The 16,703-nt window shown below is 60.4% G+C and carries 17 protein-coding genes; 15 read left to right on the forward strand and 2 right to left on the reverse strand.

All coding sequences use genetic code 11. The features are described from left to right. Positions 1–26 precede the first annotated feature (26 nt). The 5 genes from N8H71_RS07775 to N8H71_RS07795 all read left to right on the forward strand — a co-directional run bounded on the left by N8H71_RS07775 (position 27) and on the right by N8H71_RS07795 (position 5,213). The gene (locus N8H71_RS07775) at positions 27–1,016 is read left to right on the forward strand and encodes a 2-dehydro-3-deoxygalactonokinase (RefSeq protein ID WP_262193540.1); all 990 of its coding nucleotides are present in this window, start codon (positions 27–29) and stop codon (positions 1,014–1,016) included. Between the two features lie 19 nt (positions 1,017–1,035). Beyond that, on the forward strand, positions 1,036–1,656 hold the full coding sequence (locus N8H71_RS07780) for a 2-dehydro-3-deoxy-6-phosphogalactonate aldolase (RefSeq protein WP_262193541.1): 621 nt from the start codon (positions 1,036–1,038) through the stop codon (positions 1,654–1,656). A gap of 48 nt (positions 1,657–1,704) precedes the next feature. Continuing rightward, entirely contained in the window at positions 1,705–2,853 is a 1,149-nt protein-coding gene (gene dgoD, locus N8H71_RS07785) for a galactonate dehydratase (RefSeq protein ID WP_262193542.1), read from the forward strand. 185 nt (positions 2,854–3,038) lie between these two features. Then, positions 3,039–4,349, forward strand: a complete 1,311-nt coding sequence (locus tag N8H71_RS07790) for an MFS transporter (RefSeq protein WP_262193543.1) — start codon at positions 3,039–3,041, stop codon at positions 4,347–4,349. Positions 4,350–4,409: 60 nt separating this feature from the next. Continuing rightward, positions 4,410–5,213, forward strand: coding sequence for an IclR family transcriptional regulator (locus N8H71_RS07795; RefSeq protein ID WP_007950852.1), 804 nt, complete (start codon positions 4,410–4,412; stop codon positions 5,211–5,213). A gap of 4 nt (positions 5,214–5,217) precedes the next feature. On the opposite strand, the gene N8H71_RS07800 is transcribed toward N8H71_RS07795, so the two are convergent. Further along, positions 5,218–6,270 carry an NAD(P)-dependent alcohol dehydrogenase gene (locus N8H71_RS07800; protein ID WP_011335405.1) on the reverse strand — a complete coding sequence of 351 codons (1,053 nt, stop codon included), beginning with the start codon at positions 6,268–6,270 and terminating at the stop codon, positions 5,218–5,220. A gap of 190 nt (positions 6,271–6,460) precedes the next feature. On the opposite strand from N8H71_RS07800, the gene N8H71_RS07805 reads away from it, so the two are divergent. Further along, entirely contained in the window at positions 6,461–7,351 is an 891-nt protein-coding gene (locus N8H71_RS07805; RefSeq protein ID WP_262193544.1) for an AraC family transcriptional regulator, read from the forward strand. Positions 7,352–7,417: 66 nt separating this feature from the next. Here the strand turns inward: N8H71_RS07805 and N8H71_RS07810 are convergent, their stop codons facing one another. Further along, entirely contained in the window at positions 7,418–9,082 is a 1,665-nt protein-coding gene (locus tag N8H71_RS07810; RefSeq protein ID WP_262193545.1) for an electron transfer flavoprotein-ubiquinone oxidoreductase, read from the reverse strand. A 525-nt stretch (positions 9,083–9,607) separates the two neighbouring features. Between N8H71_RS07810 and N8H71_RS07815 the strand changes: the two genes are divergently transcribed. The 9 genes from N8H71_RS07815 to N8H71_RS07855 all read left to right on the forward strand — a co-directional run bounded on the left by N8H71_RS07815 (position 9,608) and on the right by N8H71_RS07855 (position 16,641). Further along, positions 9,608–10,357 (forward strand): electron transfer flavoprotein subunit beta/FixA family protein, encoded by a 750-nt coding sequence (locus tag N8H71_RS07815; protein WP_007950859.1) that lies wholly within the window; start codon positions 9,608–9,610, stop codon positions 10,355–10,357. 2 nt (positions 10,358–10,359) lie between these two features. Then, positions 10,360–11,289, forward strand: coding sequence for an electron transfer flavoprotein subunit alpha/FixB family protein (locus tag N8H71_RS07820; RefSeq protein ID WP_262193546.1), 930 nt, complete (start codon positions 10,360–10,362; stop codon positions 11,287–11,289). Between the two features lie 80 nt (positions 11,290–11,369). Beyond that, positions 11,370–12,206 (forward strand): substrate-binding periplasmic protein, encoded by an 837-nt coding sequence (locus tag N8H71_RS07825; RefSeq protein WP_262193547.1) that lies wholly within the window; start codon positions 11,370–11,372, stop codon positions 12,204–12,206. 9 nt (positions 12,207–12,215) lie between these two features. Further along, entirely contained in the window at positions 12,216–12,572 is a 357-nt protein-coding gene (locus N8H71_RS07830) for a DUF4398 domain-containing protein (protein WP_262193548.1), read from the forward strand. Then, positions 12,569–13,381 carry an OmpA family protein gene (locus N8H71_RS07835; RefSeq protein ID WP_262193549.1) on the forward strand — a complete coding sequence of 271 codons (813 nt, stop codon included), beginning with the start codon at positions 12,569–12,571 and terminating at the stop codon, positions 13,379–13,381. Before N8H71_RS07830 ends, N8H71_RS07835 begins: the two co-directional genes overlap by 4 nt. A gap of 201 nt (positions 13,382–13,582) precedes the next feature. Continuing rightward, positions 13,583–15,022, forward strand: a complete 1,440-nt coding sequence (locus N8H71_RS07840) for a PLP-dependent aminotransferase family protein (RefSeq protein ID WP_262193550.1) — start codon at positions 13,583–13,585, stop codon at positions 15,020–15,022. 74 nt (positions 15,023–15,096) lie between these two features. After that, positions 15,097–15,576, forward strand: coding sequence for a translation initiation factor 2 (locus N8H71_RS07845; RefSeq protein WP_262193551.1), 480 nt, complete (start codon positions 15,097–15,099; stop codon positions 15,574–15,576). A 164-nt stretch (positions 15,577–15,740) separates the two neighbouring features. After that, positions 15,741–15,995, forward strand: a complete 255-nt coding sequence (locus tag N8H71_RS07850) for a YkgJ family cysteine cluster protein (protein ID WP_262193552.1) — start codon at positions 15,741–15,743, stop codon at positions 15,993–15,995. 40 nt (positions 15,996–16,035) lie between these two features. Further along, positions 16,036–16,641 (forward strand): START domain-containing protein, encoded by a 606-nt coding sequence (locus tag N8H71_RS07855; RefSeq protein ID WP_085710898.1) that lies wholly within the window; start codon positions 16,036–16,038, stop codon positions 16,639–16,641. The last annotated feature ends 62 nt before the right edge of the window (positions 16,642–16,703 follow it).

Consider the following 16,703-nt stretch of genomic DNA (forward strand, 5'->3'; position numbering starts at 1 on the left):
CTGCCAATAACAAAACAGGTGAAGCGATGCTGGCGCAATTGATCGCGCTCGATTGGGGGACGACCTCACTCCGTGCTTACAAACTCGCGACGGGCGGGCAGGTGCTGGCGCAGCGGTCGCTGTCGTTCGGGATCATGCAGTTGCCGAAGACGCCGCGCGTCATCAACGGTCACGAATGCGCCGAGGGTTTTGAACTGGCGTTCGATGAGGCTTGCGGCGACTGGCTCGACGCGCAACCGGACTTGCCGGTGATTGCCTGCGGCATGGTCGGCAGCGCTCAGGGTTGGCGCGAAGCGTCCTACCGCGATACGCCGGCCAACGTGGCCGATCTCGGAAAATCCCTGCAAACCGTTCGCAGTCTTCGCGGTGTCGATGTGCACATCGTGCCGGGTGTGATTCAGCGCTCGGCGCTGCCGAACGTGATGCGCGGCGAGGAAACCCAGGTTCTCGGCGTCCTGCAGACTCTGCCGGTCGAGGCGGGCAATGATCTGCTGATCGGCCTGCCGGGCAGTCATTCGAAATGGGTGGAAGTGGCCGACGGCTGCATCACTCGTTTCGACACCTTCATGACCGGCGAAGTGTTCGCCGTGCTCAGCGAACACAGCATTCTCGGCCGTACCCAACAGCACAGCGCGACGTTCGACGCCGAGGCGTTTGATCGCGGCGTGCAGGTGGCGTTGTCGGCAGAAGGCGAAATCGGCGTGCTGTCGACTCTGTTCAGCGCCCGCAGCCTCGGCCTGACCGGTGAGCTTAGCGCTACCGCGCAACCGGACTACCTGTCCGGCCTGCTGATCGGCCATGAACTGACAGCGCTGGCCACCGTGCAACGATGCCGGCGCAACAGCGCACAACTTCCTTCGATCATCCTCATCGGCAACGCGCAGTTGTGCGCCCGCTACAGCCGGGCCCTCGACGCCTGCGGTTTCGCCCGGGTGACTTTGGCCGAACAGGCCACCGAGCGTGGTCTTTGGCAACTGGCGCTCGCCGCCGGGCTGATCGATTCCTCATCCCGTTAACTTTGACTGGAGGCCTGACATGCTCAAGCAAGCACTGGCGCAAAACGGTCTGATCGCGATCCTGCGCGGCCTGCATCCGCAGGAAGCCGCCGCTGTCGGAGAAGTCCTGTATGCAGCCGGATTTCGCGTCATCGAAGTACCGCTCAATTCCCCCGCGCCGTACGAAAGTATCCGCATTCTGCGTAATACGTTGCCCGCCGATTGCCTGATCGGTGCCGGTACGGTGCTGACCCCTGAACAGGTTGAACAGGTGAAAGAGGCCGGGGGCCAGGTCATCGTCATGCCCCACAGCGATGCCAAGGTGTTGCGGGCGGCGAAAGCGGCGGGGTTGTACCTGTCGCCGGGCGTTGCGACGCCGACCGAAGCCTTCGCGGCACTGGAGGCGGGCGCGGACATTCTTAAATTGTTCCCGGCCGAGCAGATGGGCCCGGCGGTGGTGAAAGCCTGGCTGGCGGTGTTGCCCGTCGGGACGATTCTGGCGCCGGTTGGCGGCATTACCCCGGACAACATGCAGGCGTTCATCGATGCCGGCGTCAAAGGCTTCGGCCTCGGTTCCGGGCTGTTCAAACCGGGCATGACGACTGAGCAAGTGGCGGCCAATGCCAAGGCCTACGTGGCGGCCTGGAAAGCCCTTCGCTAAGCCTTTTCCGGCGCTGCGTGCGCTGCATCTAACAAGAGAGACAAGCAGATGAAAATCACCAAACTCACCACCTTCATCGTCCCGCCGCGCTGGTGCTTCCTGAAAGTCGAAACCGACGAGGGCGTGACCGGTTGGGGCGAGCCCGTGGTCGAGGGCCGCGCCCACACGGTCGCTGCAGCGGTTGAGGAATTGTCCGACTACCTGATCGGAAAAGACCCACGCAATATCGAAGACATCTGGACCGTGCTGTATCGCGGCGGCTTTTACCGGGGCGGCGCGATACACATGAGCGCGCTGGCCGGCATCGACCAGGCGTTGTGGGACATCAAGGGCAAGGCGCTGGGCGTGTCGGTCAGCGATCTGCTCGGCGGTCAGGTGCGGGACAAGATCCGCGTGTATTCGTGGATCGGCGGCGACCGCCCGGCGGACACCGCGCGGGCCGCAAAGGAAGCGGTGGGCCGTGGTTTTACCGCAGTGAAAATGAACGGCACCGAAGAGCTGCAATTTCTCGATACCTTTGAAAAAGTCGATCTGGCGCTGGCCAACGTTGCCGCCGTGCGTGATGCGGTCGGGCCGAACGTCGGCATTGGCGTCGACTTCCATGGCCGGGTGCACAAACCCATGGCCAAGGTGCTGATGAAGGAGCTCGACCCGTACAAACTGATGTTCATCGAAGAGCCGGTGCTCAGCGAAAACTACGAAGCGCTCAAGGAGTTGGCGCCGCTGACCAGCACGCCGATTGCCCTCGGCGAGCGTCTGTTTTCGCGCTGGGACTTTAAACGGGTGTTGAGCGAAGGTTACGTCGACATCATCCAGCCGGATGCGTCCCACGCCGGTGGCATCACCGAGACCCGCAAGATCGCCAACATGGCCGAAGCCTACGACGTGGCGCTGGCGCTGCACTGCCCGCTGGGGCCGATCGCGCTGGCGGCGTGTCTGCAACTGGACGCCGCTTGTTACAACGCGTTTATCCAGGAGCAGAGCCTGGGCATCCATTACAACGAGAGCAATGACCTGCTCGACTATGTGAAGGATCCACGGGTATTCGACTACGACAAAGGCTTCGTGAGAATCCCCAACGGCCCGGGCCTGGGGATCGAGATCAACGAGGAATACGTGATCGAACGCGCGGCGGTCGGCCACCGCTGGCGCAATCCGATCTGGCGTCATGCCGATGGCAGTTTTGCCGAGTGGTGAGTCTTTCCTGACCCAACACCAAACACTGTGGGAGCGAGCTTGCTCGCGAAGAGGGCGGCACATTCGAAACCGATGTCGCCTGATAGATCGCTTCGCGAGCAAGCTCGCTCCCACAGGTTGATCTCCATGGAGCGGAGATCTGCATACCTCCCCGACCTCAATAAACATAAGAAGAGGCGCTCCCCATGCAACCGCAAACCCTCACCGGGCAAGCGACGTTAGTCACGCCCAGCCGCAAGCGATTTTTCATCATGGTGTTGCTGTTCATCACCGTGGTCATCAACTACCTGGACCGCAGCAACCTGTCGATTGCCGCACCGGCGCTGACGACGGATCTGGGCATCGATCCGGTGCACGTCGGGCTGATCTTCTCCGCCTTCGGCTGGACCTACGCCGCGATGCAGATCCCCGGCGGCTGGCTGGTGGATCGGGTGCCGCCGCGCATCCTTTATAGCGTCGCGCTGCTGTTGTGGTCACTGGCCACGGTGATGCTCGGTTTCGCCGCCAGTTTCATCGCGCTGTTCGTGCTGCGCATGGCGGTCGGTGCGCTGGAAGCACCGGCGTATCCGATCAACAGCCGCGTGGTGACAACCTGGTTCCCCGAGCGCGAGCGGGCCACAGCCATCGGTTTCTACACCTCCGGCCAGTTTGTCGGGCTGGCGTTTCTGACCCCGGTGCTGGCGTGGCTGCAACATGAGTTTGGCTGGCACATGGTGTTTGTCGTGACCGGCGCGGTGGGCATCATCTGGGCGGCGATCTGGTACGCGGTGTATCGCGAGCCGCGTGATTTCAAAGGCGCCAACGAAGCGGAAATCGACCTGATCCGCGAGGGCGGCGGGCTGGTGGATATCTCGGCCGAATCCGCCAAGGTGAAGGCGAAATTCAGTTGGACCGATCTCGGCATCGTCCTCAGCAAACGCAAGCTGTGGGGGATCTACCTCGGCCAGTTCTGCCTCAACTCGACGCTGTGGTTTTTCCTGACCTGGTTCCCGACCTACCTGGTGAAGTATCGCGGCATGGACTTCATCAAGTCCGGTCTGCTGGCGTCGCTGCCGTTTCTCGCCGCGTTCATCGGCGTGTTGTGCTCAGGGTTCTTTTCCGACTTCCTGATTCGCCGTGGTTGCACCGTCGGGTTTGCGCGCAAGTTGCCGATCATTGGCGGGCTGCTGATTTCCACCTCGATCATCGGCGCCAACTTCGTCGAATCGACGCCGTTGGTGATTGCTTTCCTGGCGCTGGCGTTTTTCGGCAACGGGTTGGCGTCGATCACCTGGTCGCTGGTCTCGACACTGGCGCCGGCGCGGTTGCTGGGCTTGACCGGTGGGGTGTTCAACTTCATCGGCAACCTGTCGGCGATTGCCACGCCGATTGTCATCGGCTTCCTGGCCAGCGGCGATTCGTTTGCACCGGCGATCACCTACATCGCGGTTCTGGCATTGATCGGTGCTTTGTCCTACGTGCTGCTGGTGGGCAAGGTCGAGCGCATCGAGTTGTAGTCGGCCATGCCGGGCGACCATAATGCCGCCCGTTCCCTCGCTCAACGCTAAAGGCTGGATATGCAGGAAGACGCCCCAAAAACCGCCAAGGACGCCGCGCCGACCGGCACCCAGACCCTGCTTCGCGGGTTGGGTGTGGTGCAGGCCGTCGCCAGTGGCGCCCGCGATCTCAAAGAGATTGCCCGCCTGATCGGTACCACGCGCAGTACCACTCATCGTCTGGCCAGTTGTCTGGTGGACGAGCGCTACCTGCGCGTCGTGCCGCAAGTCGGTTATCTGCTGGGGCCGAAGCTGATCGAACTGGGTTTCCAGGCGCGCGAAGAGTTGCCGTTGGTGACCCTGGCTGGGCCGTATCTGGACGAGTTGTCGGCGCTGACCGGCGACACCGTTCACCTGGGAATTCGTGAAGGCGACGAGGTGCTGTACCTGTTGAAGAATCCGGGGCGCAACGGCCCGGAAATGCGCTCGCGGGTCGGCCATCGCATGCCGCTGGCGCGGACCGGGATCGGCAAGGCGCTGATGCTGGATGACGCGCCGCAAGACTGGCAGCGTCTGTACGACATCAGTCTGCCGGCGGGTGGGAAAAGTCAGTTCTGGCCGCAACATCCCCAGCAGTCGTGGGAGCAGCTGGAGCAGCGGATGACCGAATACGTGGCCGGTGGCTACGCGTTCGATCTGGAAGACAACGAGCCGTCGATCCGTTGCGTGGCGGCACCGATCCGCGACGCGAGCAAGCGCATCGTCGCAGCGATCAGCATCGCCAGCACCGTGCCGTACATGCCGCTGGAAAAAATGGCCGAGCTGATTCCCCTGATCAAAGGGGTCACGGCCCGGCTCTCGGCAGAACTTGGCTTGAAGGTCTGAAGAATCAGAGCTTCAGAGTCGCCATGTCGATCACGAAGCGATACTTCACATCACCGGCGATCATGCGGGCGTAGGCTTCGTTGATCTGGCGGATGTCGAGCATTTCGATGTCGCAGCTGATGTTGTGTTCGGCGCAGAAATCCAGCACTTCCTGGGTTTCGGCGACGCCACCGATCAACGAACCGGCCAATACGCGACGACCCAGCACCAGTTTCGCGGCGTGGACCGGCGGATCGATCGGTTCGATCAGGCCCACCAGAATGTGCACGCCATCGAAGCGCAGGGTGTCGAGGTACGGGTTGAGATCGTGCTGCACCGGAATGGTGTCCAGCAGGAAATCGAAACGGCCGGCGGCGGCTTTCATTTGCTCTTCGTCGGTGGACACGATCACATGATCGGCGCCCTGACGACGACCTTCCTCAGCCTTGCTTGCCGAACGGGTGAACAGCGTCACTTCAGCGCCCATGGCTTTGGCGAACTTGATGCCCATGTGGCCGAGGCCGCCCATGCCGAGAATCCCGACCTTGTCGCCAGCCTTCACGCCGTAGTGCTTGAGCGGCGAGTAGGTGGTGATGCCGGCGCAGAGAATCGGTGCGGCAGCTGCCAGGTCCAGCTTCTCGGGGATGCGCACCACGAAGTGCTCGCTGACTACGATGCTGTCTGAATAGCCGCCCATGGTGTTGCTGCCATCGACCCGATCCGGGGTGGCGTAGGTCATGGTCGGACCTTCGAGGCAGTACTGCTCGAGGTTCGACTGGCAGGCTTCGCAGGTGCGGCAGGAGTCGACCATGCAGCCAACGCCGACCAGATCGCCTACCTTGTGCTTGGTGACATTCGCACCGACGGCGGTGACTTTTCCGACGATCTCGTGGCCGGGCATCAGCGGGTAAACGGCGATGCCCCATTCGTTGCGCGCCTGGTGGATGTCGGAGTGGCAGACGCCGCAGTAAAGGATTTCGATGGCGACGTCGTCCGCCCGTGGGCTGCGGCGTTCGAACTTCATCGGGGCGAGGGGAGTGGTGGCCGTTTGAGCGGCATAGCCGATGGCGGTGTACATGTGAAACCTCGCAAAAGCAGTGACAAGTGAGGCGGCGCATTCTGGGCGCCGTCCGGTCGTCCGGCCATGGCGATTCCTCCGGGTGTCATGCCTAATCCTCCGGCATGCAGGGTTGATCGGTCGCATTGGCAAAAGGATCTGCGATGATGCTTTTATCCCTTTTTCCGTGATTTTTCTGAAGAGCCACCCGATGCAATTGACCCGTCACCTTGATGCCAACGCCACCCTGGTTTCGCTGATCGAACCGCTGGCGCTGCGCGATGGTTACAGCCAGACCGGGCTGCCGGGCGTGCAGGTGTTGCGCGCCAGTTGCGACGTCGCCCGTGGCCCGCACATTTATGAACTGAGCCTGATGATCATCGCCCAGGGCAGCAAACTGGCGTATCTGGGGCCGCGCACCATGGAGTACGGCGCCGGGCATTACCTGATTCAGGCGTTGCCGGTGCCGTTCGAGTGCGAAACCTATGCGTTGCCGGACGCGCCGTTGCTCGGCGTGTCGGTGGCGATCGATCGGGTGCTGCTCGGTGAACTGGTGCTGGCCATGGGGCTGGCGCCGGGGCGGCATATTCCGGCGCAGACCCCGGAGTCGATGACTTCGGTGGTGCTCGATGATGAGATGCGCGGTTGTGTCGAACGCCTGCTGCGCTGTCTGCACGATCCGCTGGAATGCCAGATTCTCGGGCCAGCACGGGTGCGGGAGTTGTTGTTCGTGGCGTTGCGCGGACCTCAGGCTGATGTGTTGCGGGCATTGGTGGAGCAGCAGGGGCAGTTTGCCCGGGTGGCAGCTTCGATCAGCCATTTGCATGCGCACTACACCGAACCGTTGAATGTCGAGACATTGGCCAGTTGCGCGAACATGAGCGTGTCGACCTTTCATGAGCATTTCAAACGCAGCACGTTGCTGTCGCCGGTGCAGTATCTGAAGCGTTTACGTTTGTTGAAGGCGCAGACGTTGTTGATCGCCGAAGGACTGGGAGTGGCGCAGGTGGCGCATCGGGTGGGGTATCAGAGTACGTCGCAGTTCAGTCGCGAGTACAAACGTTATTTCGAGCGCAGTCCGGGGGATGAGCGAGCGGCTTGATTTTCACCAAATCGCAGGCAACAAAAAGGCCCCCATGAAGGGAGCCTTGATGTTCAGCGGGTCGACTTACATATTCGGGTAAGTAGGGCCGCCAGCGCCTTCCGGCGTCACCCAGGTGATGTTCTGCGAAGGGTCCTTGATGTCACAGGTCTTGCAGTGCACGCAGTTCTGGGCGTTGATCTGGAAGCGCTTCTCGCCGTCTTCCTTGGTGATCACTTCATACACGCCGGCCGGGCAGTAGCGCTGTGCCGGTTCGTCGTACAGCGGCAGGTTCTTGCTCAGCGGGATGGTCGGGTCGGTCAGTTTCAGGTGGCACGGCTGTTCTTCTTCATGGTTGGTACCGGAGATGAACACCGAGCTCAGCTTGTCGAAGCTGATCTTGCCGTCGGGTTTCGGGTAGTCGATCTTCTTGCAGTCGGCCGCGAGCTTGAGGCAGGCGTAGTCCGGCTTGGTATCGTGCAGGGTGAACGGCAGTTTGCCGCCGAAGATGTTCTGGTCCAGCCAGTTGAAACCGCCGCCGACGATGGCGCCGAACTTGTGGATCGCCGGGCCGAAGTTGCGGCTGGCGAACAGTTCTTCGTAGAGCCAGCTCTTCTTGAACGCGTCGACGTAGGTGTTCAGCTCTTCGGTGCCGTCCTTTTCAGCGAACAGCGCGTCGGCCACGGATTCAGCGGCGAGCATGCCGGACTTCATCGCGGTGTGGCTGCCCTTGATCTTGGCGAAGTTCAGAGTGCCCAGATCGCAACCGATCAGTGCGCCGCCCTTGAAGACCATTTTCGGCAGCGAGTTCAGGCCACCCTTGCAGATCGCACGTGCGCCGTAGCTGATGCGCTTGCCGCCTTCCAGATATTGTTTCAACACCGGGTGATGCTTGAGGCGCTGGAATTCGTCGAACGGCGACAGGTAGGTGTTGCTGTAGGACAGATCGACGATCAGACCGACCACCACCTGGTTGTTTTCCAGGTGATAGAGGAAGGAACCGCCGGTGTTCTCGGTGCCCATGATGTCCATCGGCCAACCGGCGGTGTGCACCACCAGGCCTGGCTGGTGTTTGGCCGGGTCGATTTCCCAGATTTCCTTCAGGCCGATGCCGTAGTGCTGGGCGTCGGCATCGCTGTCGAGGTTGTAGCGTTTGATCAGTTGCTTGCCGATGTGGCCACGGCAGCCTTCGGCGAACAGCGTGTATTTGCCACGCAGTTCCATGCCCGGGGTGTACAGGCCTTCCTTCGGGTGACCTTCGCGGTCGACGCCGAGGTCGCCGGTGATGATCCCGCGCACCACGCCGTTTTCATCGATCAGCGCTTCCTGAGCGGCGAAGCCCGGGTAGATTTCCACGCCCAGGTTCTCGGCCTGCTGGGCCAGCCAGCGGCACAGGTTGCCGAGGGAGATGATGTAGTTGCCTTCGTTGTGCATGGTCTTGGGCACAAAGAAGTCAGGAATTTTCTGCGCGCTGTCGGCGTTTTTCAGCACGAAAATGTCATCGCGGGTGACAGGCGTGTTCAGCGGAGCGCCGAGTTCTTTCCAGTCCGGGAACAGTTCGTTCAGCGCCCGTGGTTCGAATACGGCACCAGACAGGATGTGCGCGCCGACTTCGGAGCCTTTTTCGACCACGCAGACGCTGATTTCCTTACCGGCTTCGGCGGCCTTCTGCTTCAGACGGCAGGCGGCGGACAGGCCAGCGGGGCCGGCACCGACGATGACCACGTCGAATTCCATGTATTCGCGTTCCACAGGCTATCTCCTACTCAAGGCTCAACAGTTTTTTTTCTAATTTGGAGGTTCGGTGTCGCATCCGTTATTGCCTTTACGTTAACGTCAAGGCTAATAATGGGCAAACCACCTTTCTCTCTAGGCGGCGCATTATATCTACACCACTCTTAGCGTCCAATACAAACGTTTGTTTGAATCGGCTCCAGCCCAGAGAAATCAAAGAAGCGCGGCTTATGACGGGGCATTTTGGCGTATTGACCAGAATGGGCGTTCCGGTCAAGATACGGGCGGTTTTGCGCTCGCCGTAGGCTGAATGGTGGTTTCAAGAGCACCTCTAAAGACACTGCGTAGGCGGTAACCGGTGATGTGCAGCGCAGGTTCGGCGCGCAGTTTACACACCGCGAAGCGGCATGACTCGTCGGTCACGACTGACGAACGGTCATCCCGCTCAGCCGGCGTTTTTGGAGGTGCCCTTGTGCCCGATGAGCATCAACCGCCAGGTTCGCCTAGGCGACTTTCTTTTCACCGGAGAGTAACGAGGAATCCATGAAGGTTCTTGTAGCTGTCAAACGCGTTGTGGATTACAACGTCAAGGTTCGCGTCAAGGCGGACAATTCCGGCGTAGACCTCGCCAACGTCAAGATGTCGATGAACCCGTTCTGCGAAATCGCAGTGGAAGAAGCCGTACGCCTGAAAGAAAAAGGCGTTGCGACTGAAATCGTCGTCGTCTCCATCGGCCCGTCCACCGCTCAGGAACAGCTGCGTACCGCACTGGCTCTGGGTGCCGACCGCGCCATCCTCGTCGAATCCGCTGAAGACCTGACTTCCCTGGCCGTGGCCAAGCTGCTCAAGGCCGTGGTCGACAAGGAACAGCCTCAGCTGGTGATCCTGGGCAAACAGGCCATCGACAGCGACAACAACCAGACCGGCCAGATGCTCGCTGCACTGAGCGGCTACGGTCAGGGCACTTTCGCCTCGAAAGTCGAAGTCTCCGGCGACAGCGTTGCCGTGACCCGCGAAATCGACGGCGGCGCGCAGACCGTTTCCCTGAAACTGCCAGCGATTGTCACCACCGACCTGCGTTTGAACGAGCCGCGCTACGCGTCCCTGCCAAACATCATGAAAGCCAAGAAGAAGCCTCTCGAGACGCTGACTCCGGACGCTTTGGGCGTTTCCACCGCCTCCACCAACAAGACCCTGAAAGTCGAAGCGCCGGCTGCACGCAGCGCGGGCATCAAGGTCAAGTCGGTGGCTGAACTGGTCGAGAAACTGAAAAACGAAGCGAAGGTAATCTGATCATGACTATCTTGGTAATCGCCGAACACGACAACAAGGTGCTGGCTCCGGCCACCCTGAACACCGTGGCTGCCGCTGCCAAAATCGGCGGCGACATCCACGTTCTGGTTGCAGGCCAGGGCGCTGGCGCCGTGGCTGAAGCCGCCGCGAAAATCGCTGGCGTGAGCAAAGTCCTGAACGCTGACAATGCTGCCTACGCGCACCAGCTGCCGGAAAACGTTGCACCGCTGGTCGCTGAACTGGGCAAGGGCTACAGCCACATCCTGGCTGCCGCTACTTCCAACGGCAAAAACATCCTGCCGCGCGTTGCCGCCCAGCTGGACGTTGACCAGATCTCCGAGATCATCTCGGTAGAAAGCGCTGACACCTTCAAGCGCCCGATCTACGCCGGTAACGCCATCGCTACCGTGCAATCGACCGCTGCGATCAAAGTGATCACCGTGCGTGCCACCGGTTTCGACCCGGTTGCCGCTGAAGGCGGTTCCGCTTCGGTTGAGTCCGTTGCCGCTGCTCACAACGCCGGCACTTCCAGCTTCGTCAGCGAAGAACTGGCCAAGTCCGATCGTCCTGAGCTGACCGCTGCCAAGATCGTCGTTTCCGGCGGCCGCGGCATGCAGAACGGCGACAACTTCAAACACCTGTACGCTCTGGCCGACAAGCTGGGCGCTGCTGTGGGCGCTTCCCGCGCCGCGGTCGACGCAGGTTTCGTACCGAACGACATGCAGGTCGGTCAGACCGGCAAGATCGTTGCGCCACAGCTGTACATCGCCGTCGGTATCTCCGGCGCGATCCAGCACCTGGCCGGCATGAAAGACTCCAAAGTGATCGTTGCGATCAACAAGGACGAAGAAGCACCGATCTTCCAGGTGGCCGATTACGGCCTGGTGGCGGATCTGTTCGAAGCCGTACCTGAGCTGGAGAAGCTGGTCTAATCCGGCGGCTTCACTTATAAAGAGCCCGACCTTTTGGTCGGGCTTTTTTTTGTCCGGGATTTGAGTGGGAGCGTTTCGCCATGGATCTGCATCGTCGGTTGGGCTGCTCGTGGTTGCTGGGGCTGGCATTGTTGCCGGGCCTGTCGGTGGCGGCGGGCAAGTGCGAGCGGCTGGTCGTTACCGGCAGCCCGGATGCGCCGCCGTATCTCTGGCAGGATCCGCAAAACCCCAAACAACTGATCGGTGCCAGCGCCGACCTGTTACAACAGGTGGCCAAGGAGCTGGGGATCAAAGTCGATCTGCTGTACGCCGGCAAGCGTTCCCAGGCCCTCGACGAAGTGCGCAGCGGGCGCATGGACATGCTGGCCGACGCGCCGCTGACCTTCAATGAGCTGGAAAACCTCGATTACATTCACCCGCCGTTGCTGGAAAACGACTATTTGGTGTGGACGCGCAAGGGCTCGACCTTGGTCTACACCGAAGCCAAAGACCTGCACGGGCATACCGGCGGCCTGTCGGAAAAGTCTCGAATGACCCCGGCATTCGGCACTTTCGCCGAGCAGCAATTGACCCTGACCCGTACGGCAAACCTGACCCAGGCGTTTCAGAAACTTCTGCTGGGTGAGGTGGAATATGTACTCGCCGGTCGCTACTCGGGCATGGCGGCCGCACAGGCACTGGGCATGGCCAATGATCTGCTGGCCTTTGAACAACCCATCGACCGGCCCGGTCTGTTCCTGGCGGTTTCGCACAACTCGGCCTGCAACGATCCGTGGTTGCGCGGACAGCTGGCCAAAAAGATGACAGAATTGCCCGCGTCCGGCCTGACGGAAGCCGCGCTGCAACGCAACATCGAGCGCTGGAAGGCGCAGCAGCAACAGCCGCCACAACAACCTGTCAGCGCCCCAAAACAGTAGGGATTCTTAGTGAGTAATCGACTTCTTTTCGCGGCCCTGGCCGTTCTGGCCCTGGCCGGTTGCGCCAGCGATCCGGCACCCAATGAACAAATGCGTTTGACCGAGCAGGCGCTCGAGCAGGCCAAGGCCGTCGGCGCCACCGCCGACGAAGTGCCGGAAATGAAACTGGCAGAAGACAAGTTCAACCGGGCCAAAGGCAGCATGGCGGGTGAGTCGTACAAAAATGCTCGGATGCGATTCGAACAGGCCGAACTCGATGCACGTCTGGCGGAAGCCAAAGTGCTGACCCGCAAGAGCGAAGAGCAAGTGAACGTGCTCAACACCCGCATTGTCCGACTGCGCAAGCAACTGGGGGATGCCCAATGAGCCTGAAGTCCAAAGCCCTCGGTGCTCTGATCCTCGCCGGTTGTGCCAGCCTTTACGGCTGCGCAGGTCAACACAGCGAATCCGCATTGCAGCAGGCCGGCGCCGATTTCCAGAAGGTCAAGGAAGATTCCAACGTGCTGCGTATCGCGCCAAAAGACGTGATTCGCGCTGGTGAGTCCCTGGCCCGTGCCGATCGTCTGTCGACGTATTGGGGCAGCGGCTCGGACGTGGTGCATTACGCCTACCTGAGTCAGCGCTACAGCGAAATCGCCCGTGAGCACACCAACCAGGTGCTCAACGAAGAGCGTGTGGCGAAGCTGGAACTTGAACGCCAGCGCCTGCAACTGGCCCTGCGCGAGTCGAAACTGCTGAGCGTGCAACAGCAGGGCAAATGGCTGGAAGAGCAGATCGTTGCGCTGGCCACCACCCAAACCGATCGTGGTCTTGTGATGACCCTTGGTGACGTGCTGTTCGACACTGGTGAAGCCGAACTGAAAAACTCGGCCAACCGCGTGGTGCTGAAGATCGTGCAGTTCCTGCAACTCAACCCGAAACGCATCGTGCGTATCGAGGGCTACACCGACAGCACCGGCGGCAAGCAGGAAAACCTCAAGCTGTCCCGCGATCGCGCGCAGTCGGTAGCGGACGTGTTGACGGACCTGGGCATCGATGAAAAACGCATTCAGGTCGAAGGCTACGGCGACGAATACCCTGTGGACGCCAATGCTTCGGAGCGTGGGCGAGCGCAGAACCGTCGGGTGGAAATCGTGTTCTCCGACGAAAAAGGCCAGCTCGGCGCCGCCCGCTGAGGGTGGCGTTACTGGAAAGCCCGGGCTGTCAGGCAGCGCCGGGCTTTTTTACGTCTGTCGATTACCTCACAAAGCAGTACAGATTTAACCGACACTGCACTGTATGGTTGACTAATATGGCAACTGTCCCAGTACACTTCCAAACTGTTCCGGTATTGTTTCACACAAGAATAAAACGCCCGTGAAATCGAGTGCTGCGTCATGACCAATCTCTTGCTCTACCAACGTATTGCTCAACAGCTGGCCGAAGATATTCGCCGTGGCGTTTATCAACCGGGCGAGCGCGTGCCTTCGGTGCGCAAGATGAGTTCGCAGCTCAACGTCAGCCATGCCACGGTGTTACAGGCTTACGCCAACCTCGAAGATCAGGGCCTGATCCGTGCGCGGCCGCAGTCTGGCTACTACGTGCACCAGACGCCGGCGCTGACCGCGCCTACGCCGGATATCGCCCGGGTCGAACGACCAGGCCTGGTTACCCGCAGCAGCATCATCCAGCAGGTTTTGGTCGAGTCGCGTCGCGAAGGCGTGTTCCCCCTGGGAGCCGCAGTGCCGAGTGTCGACTATTTGCCGGTACGCGCCCTGCATCAGCAACTGGCCAAGGTCACCCGCTTTCACAGCCCTCGGGCGTTCAGCTACATGTTCAGCCCCGGTTTCGAGCCACTGCGCCGGCAGGTGGCGATTCGCATGCGCGATGCCGGTGTGGTGGTTGACCCGTCGGAAGTGGTGATCACCCACGGTTGTGTCGACGCGTTGCAGATGTCGTTACGGGTGCTGACCCGCCCTGGCGATCTGATCGCCGCGGAATCGCCAACCTATTACGGGCTGCTGCAACTGGCGGATCTGCTGGGTTTGAAAGTCATCGAGATTCCCAGCGATCCCGTCACGGGCATGAGCCTCGAAGCTCTGCAACTGGCAGCCAACCAATGGTCGATCAAGGCGCTGGTGCTGACCACCCGACTGAGCAATCCTCTGGGCGGCACCATGCCGGAAGAGCGGCAGAAACAACTGCTGCGACTGGCCTCTGACTTCGATATCCAGATCGTCGAAGACGACATCTATGGCGAGTTGATGTTCGAGCAGGGACGCACCAAGTCGCTCAAGGCCTACGACCGGCTCGATCGGGTGATCTATTGCTCCAGCTTTTCCAAAACGTTATCGCCCGGTGTGCGCATCGGCTGGATGATCGCCGGCAAGTACCAGCAGGAAATCCAGCGTTTGCAGACTTTCAGCACCCATTCGGCGTGCAGCGTTACGCAAATGGCTATCGCGGCGTACCTGGAAAACGGCGGCTATGACCGGCATTTACGGTACATCCGTCAGGAATACAGAAAAAATCTCAGCGCGTTCCAACTGGCTGTTCAGCAGTACTTTCCCGAAGGCACCCAGATGACCCGGCCGGCCGGAGGATTCATTCTGTGGGTCAGTCTGCCGGGGCGGGTCAATACTCAGGAATTGCACGTGCGGGCGCTGCAACAGGGCATCAGCATTGCGCCGGGCCTGATCTTCAGCAACACCGAGCAGTTCAACCACTGCATCCGGTTGAACTGCGGCATCCCGTGGAATCGCGAAGCGGAAAGGGCGTTGATGACGCTCGGAATGCTGGCGACCCAGCTCTGTCAGGAGATGGCCGGCGGTTTTTGAGGCGGCGGCAGTGCTTGTCATGTGGCGCTCGACAGGCGAGCATATGGCCCTCTGCCGTTAGCTTCGTTGGGTTCATGAAAGCGAATTTTTCTGCCGTCTGGGTTGTGCTCTGCCTGTTGATGATGGGCCATGTGCCTGGCGCAATGGCGGCCGCGGCTCAGGAAAAGACGCCGGCCGCTGCCACCGCGAAAAAACCGGTCACGGCCAAGAAGACCGTTCCAGCGAAAAAAGCACCGCAGAAAAAGGCTGCTCCAGCCAAGAAGCGCGCCCCGGTCGCTTCCAAGTCAAAATCAGCGAAAGAAGTGGCCAAGACGCCGTTGCCGTCTGCGAAGCTTGATTTGAGTCTGCCCAAAGACATGGTTCAGGAATTGAAACCTCCTGGCGCTGTGACGATGCCCAAGCGCGAACCGATCCTGCCGCAGATGTTCGGCGACAAGAACAGCGGGTTTCAACTCAATGGCCGTCTGCTCAGCAACGAAATGCAGTTGCAACTGCGCAATGAAGAGCGCCGGGAAGTCGAAGGCGCGGCGCTGGATTTCGAGTTCAAGCAATAAATCGCCCCAATGGTGACCCGCAGACCAGACGCTTTGTCGGAGACTGGTCAGTCATTTTTGTTTCTGCGTAAAAACCCCGGTTCAGGCAATTTAAAACAGCCGTTTTAGCGGTTACCCTGTCCGTGTCCATTTAACACATTGCCCGCTGCGAGGAACGCGTCGTCATGAAGTGCCGTGAAGGCTGTGGCGCCTGTTGCATTGCCCCTTCCATCAGTTCGCCGATTCCCGGCATGCCCGATGGCAAACCTGCCGGTGAACGTTGCGTTCAGCTGTCGGTCGATAACCTGTGCAACATCTTCGGTCGTCCGGAACGCCCGGCGGTCTGTTCAGGATTCAAGGCAGATGTCGAAGTCTGCGGAGACAACCAGGAAGACGCGATCAGGTTGCTCGGTTGGTGGGAGCAGATGACGGCGGCGTGATGTGTCAACGAACGGAACTTCAACAATAAGGAATAAAACCATGGGTTCGCTGCATCGTATCGCTGTGTTGTGTGGATTGACTGCCGTGCTGGCCACCTCGGCCGCTCAGGCTGAAGACTGGAAAGTCGCCAAGAACGAGGACGGCATCAAGGTCTCCCTGAGTGAAGTGCCGGGTTCCGATTACAAGTCATATCAGGGCGTGACCTTGATGAAGACCACCGTCGCCAAACTGCGCGCCTTGCAGGAAGACGTTTCCGGTGCGTGCGCCTGGATTCACGAGTGCAAGACCCAGAAACTGCTCAAGCACGAAGGCGACCAGAGCTGGACCTACACTCAGTTCAATACGCCGTGGCCAGTGACCCCGCGCGATTCCATCCTGCATGTGACCACCGTTGAAGGCGCCGACGGCAGCCTGACGCGCAATCTTGAGGGCGTGCCGAAGTATTTGCCTGAAGAAAAGGGCTTTGTGCGGGTTGCTCAAGTCAAAGGCTTCTGGAAGTTCGTGCCCAAAGGCGATCAGGTTGAAGTGACCTATCAGGTTCACACCGAGCCAGGCGGCAGCGTGCCGTCGATGATCGCCAACAAGTTTGTGGTCGACGCACCGTTCAACACCCTGAAAGCCTTGAAAGAACGCGCCGAGAAGTAAATATCGCGTTCATCTGTATACGCCCCGAAGAACTCGGGGCGTTTTGTTTTCCAGGTTTATTG

It is taken from the genome of Pseudomonas koreensis (assembly GCF_025447595.1).
Lineage (GTDB): Bacteria > Pseudomonadota > Gammaproteobacteria > Pseudomonadales > Pseudomonadaceae > Aquipseudomonas > Aquipseudomonas koreensis_H.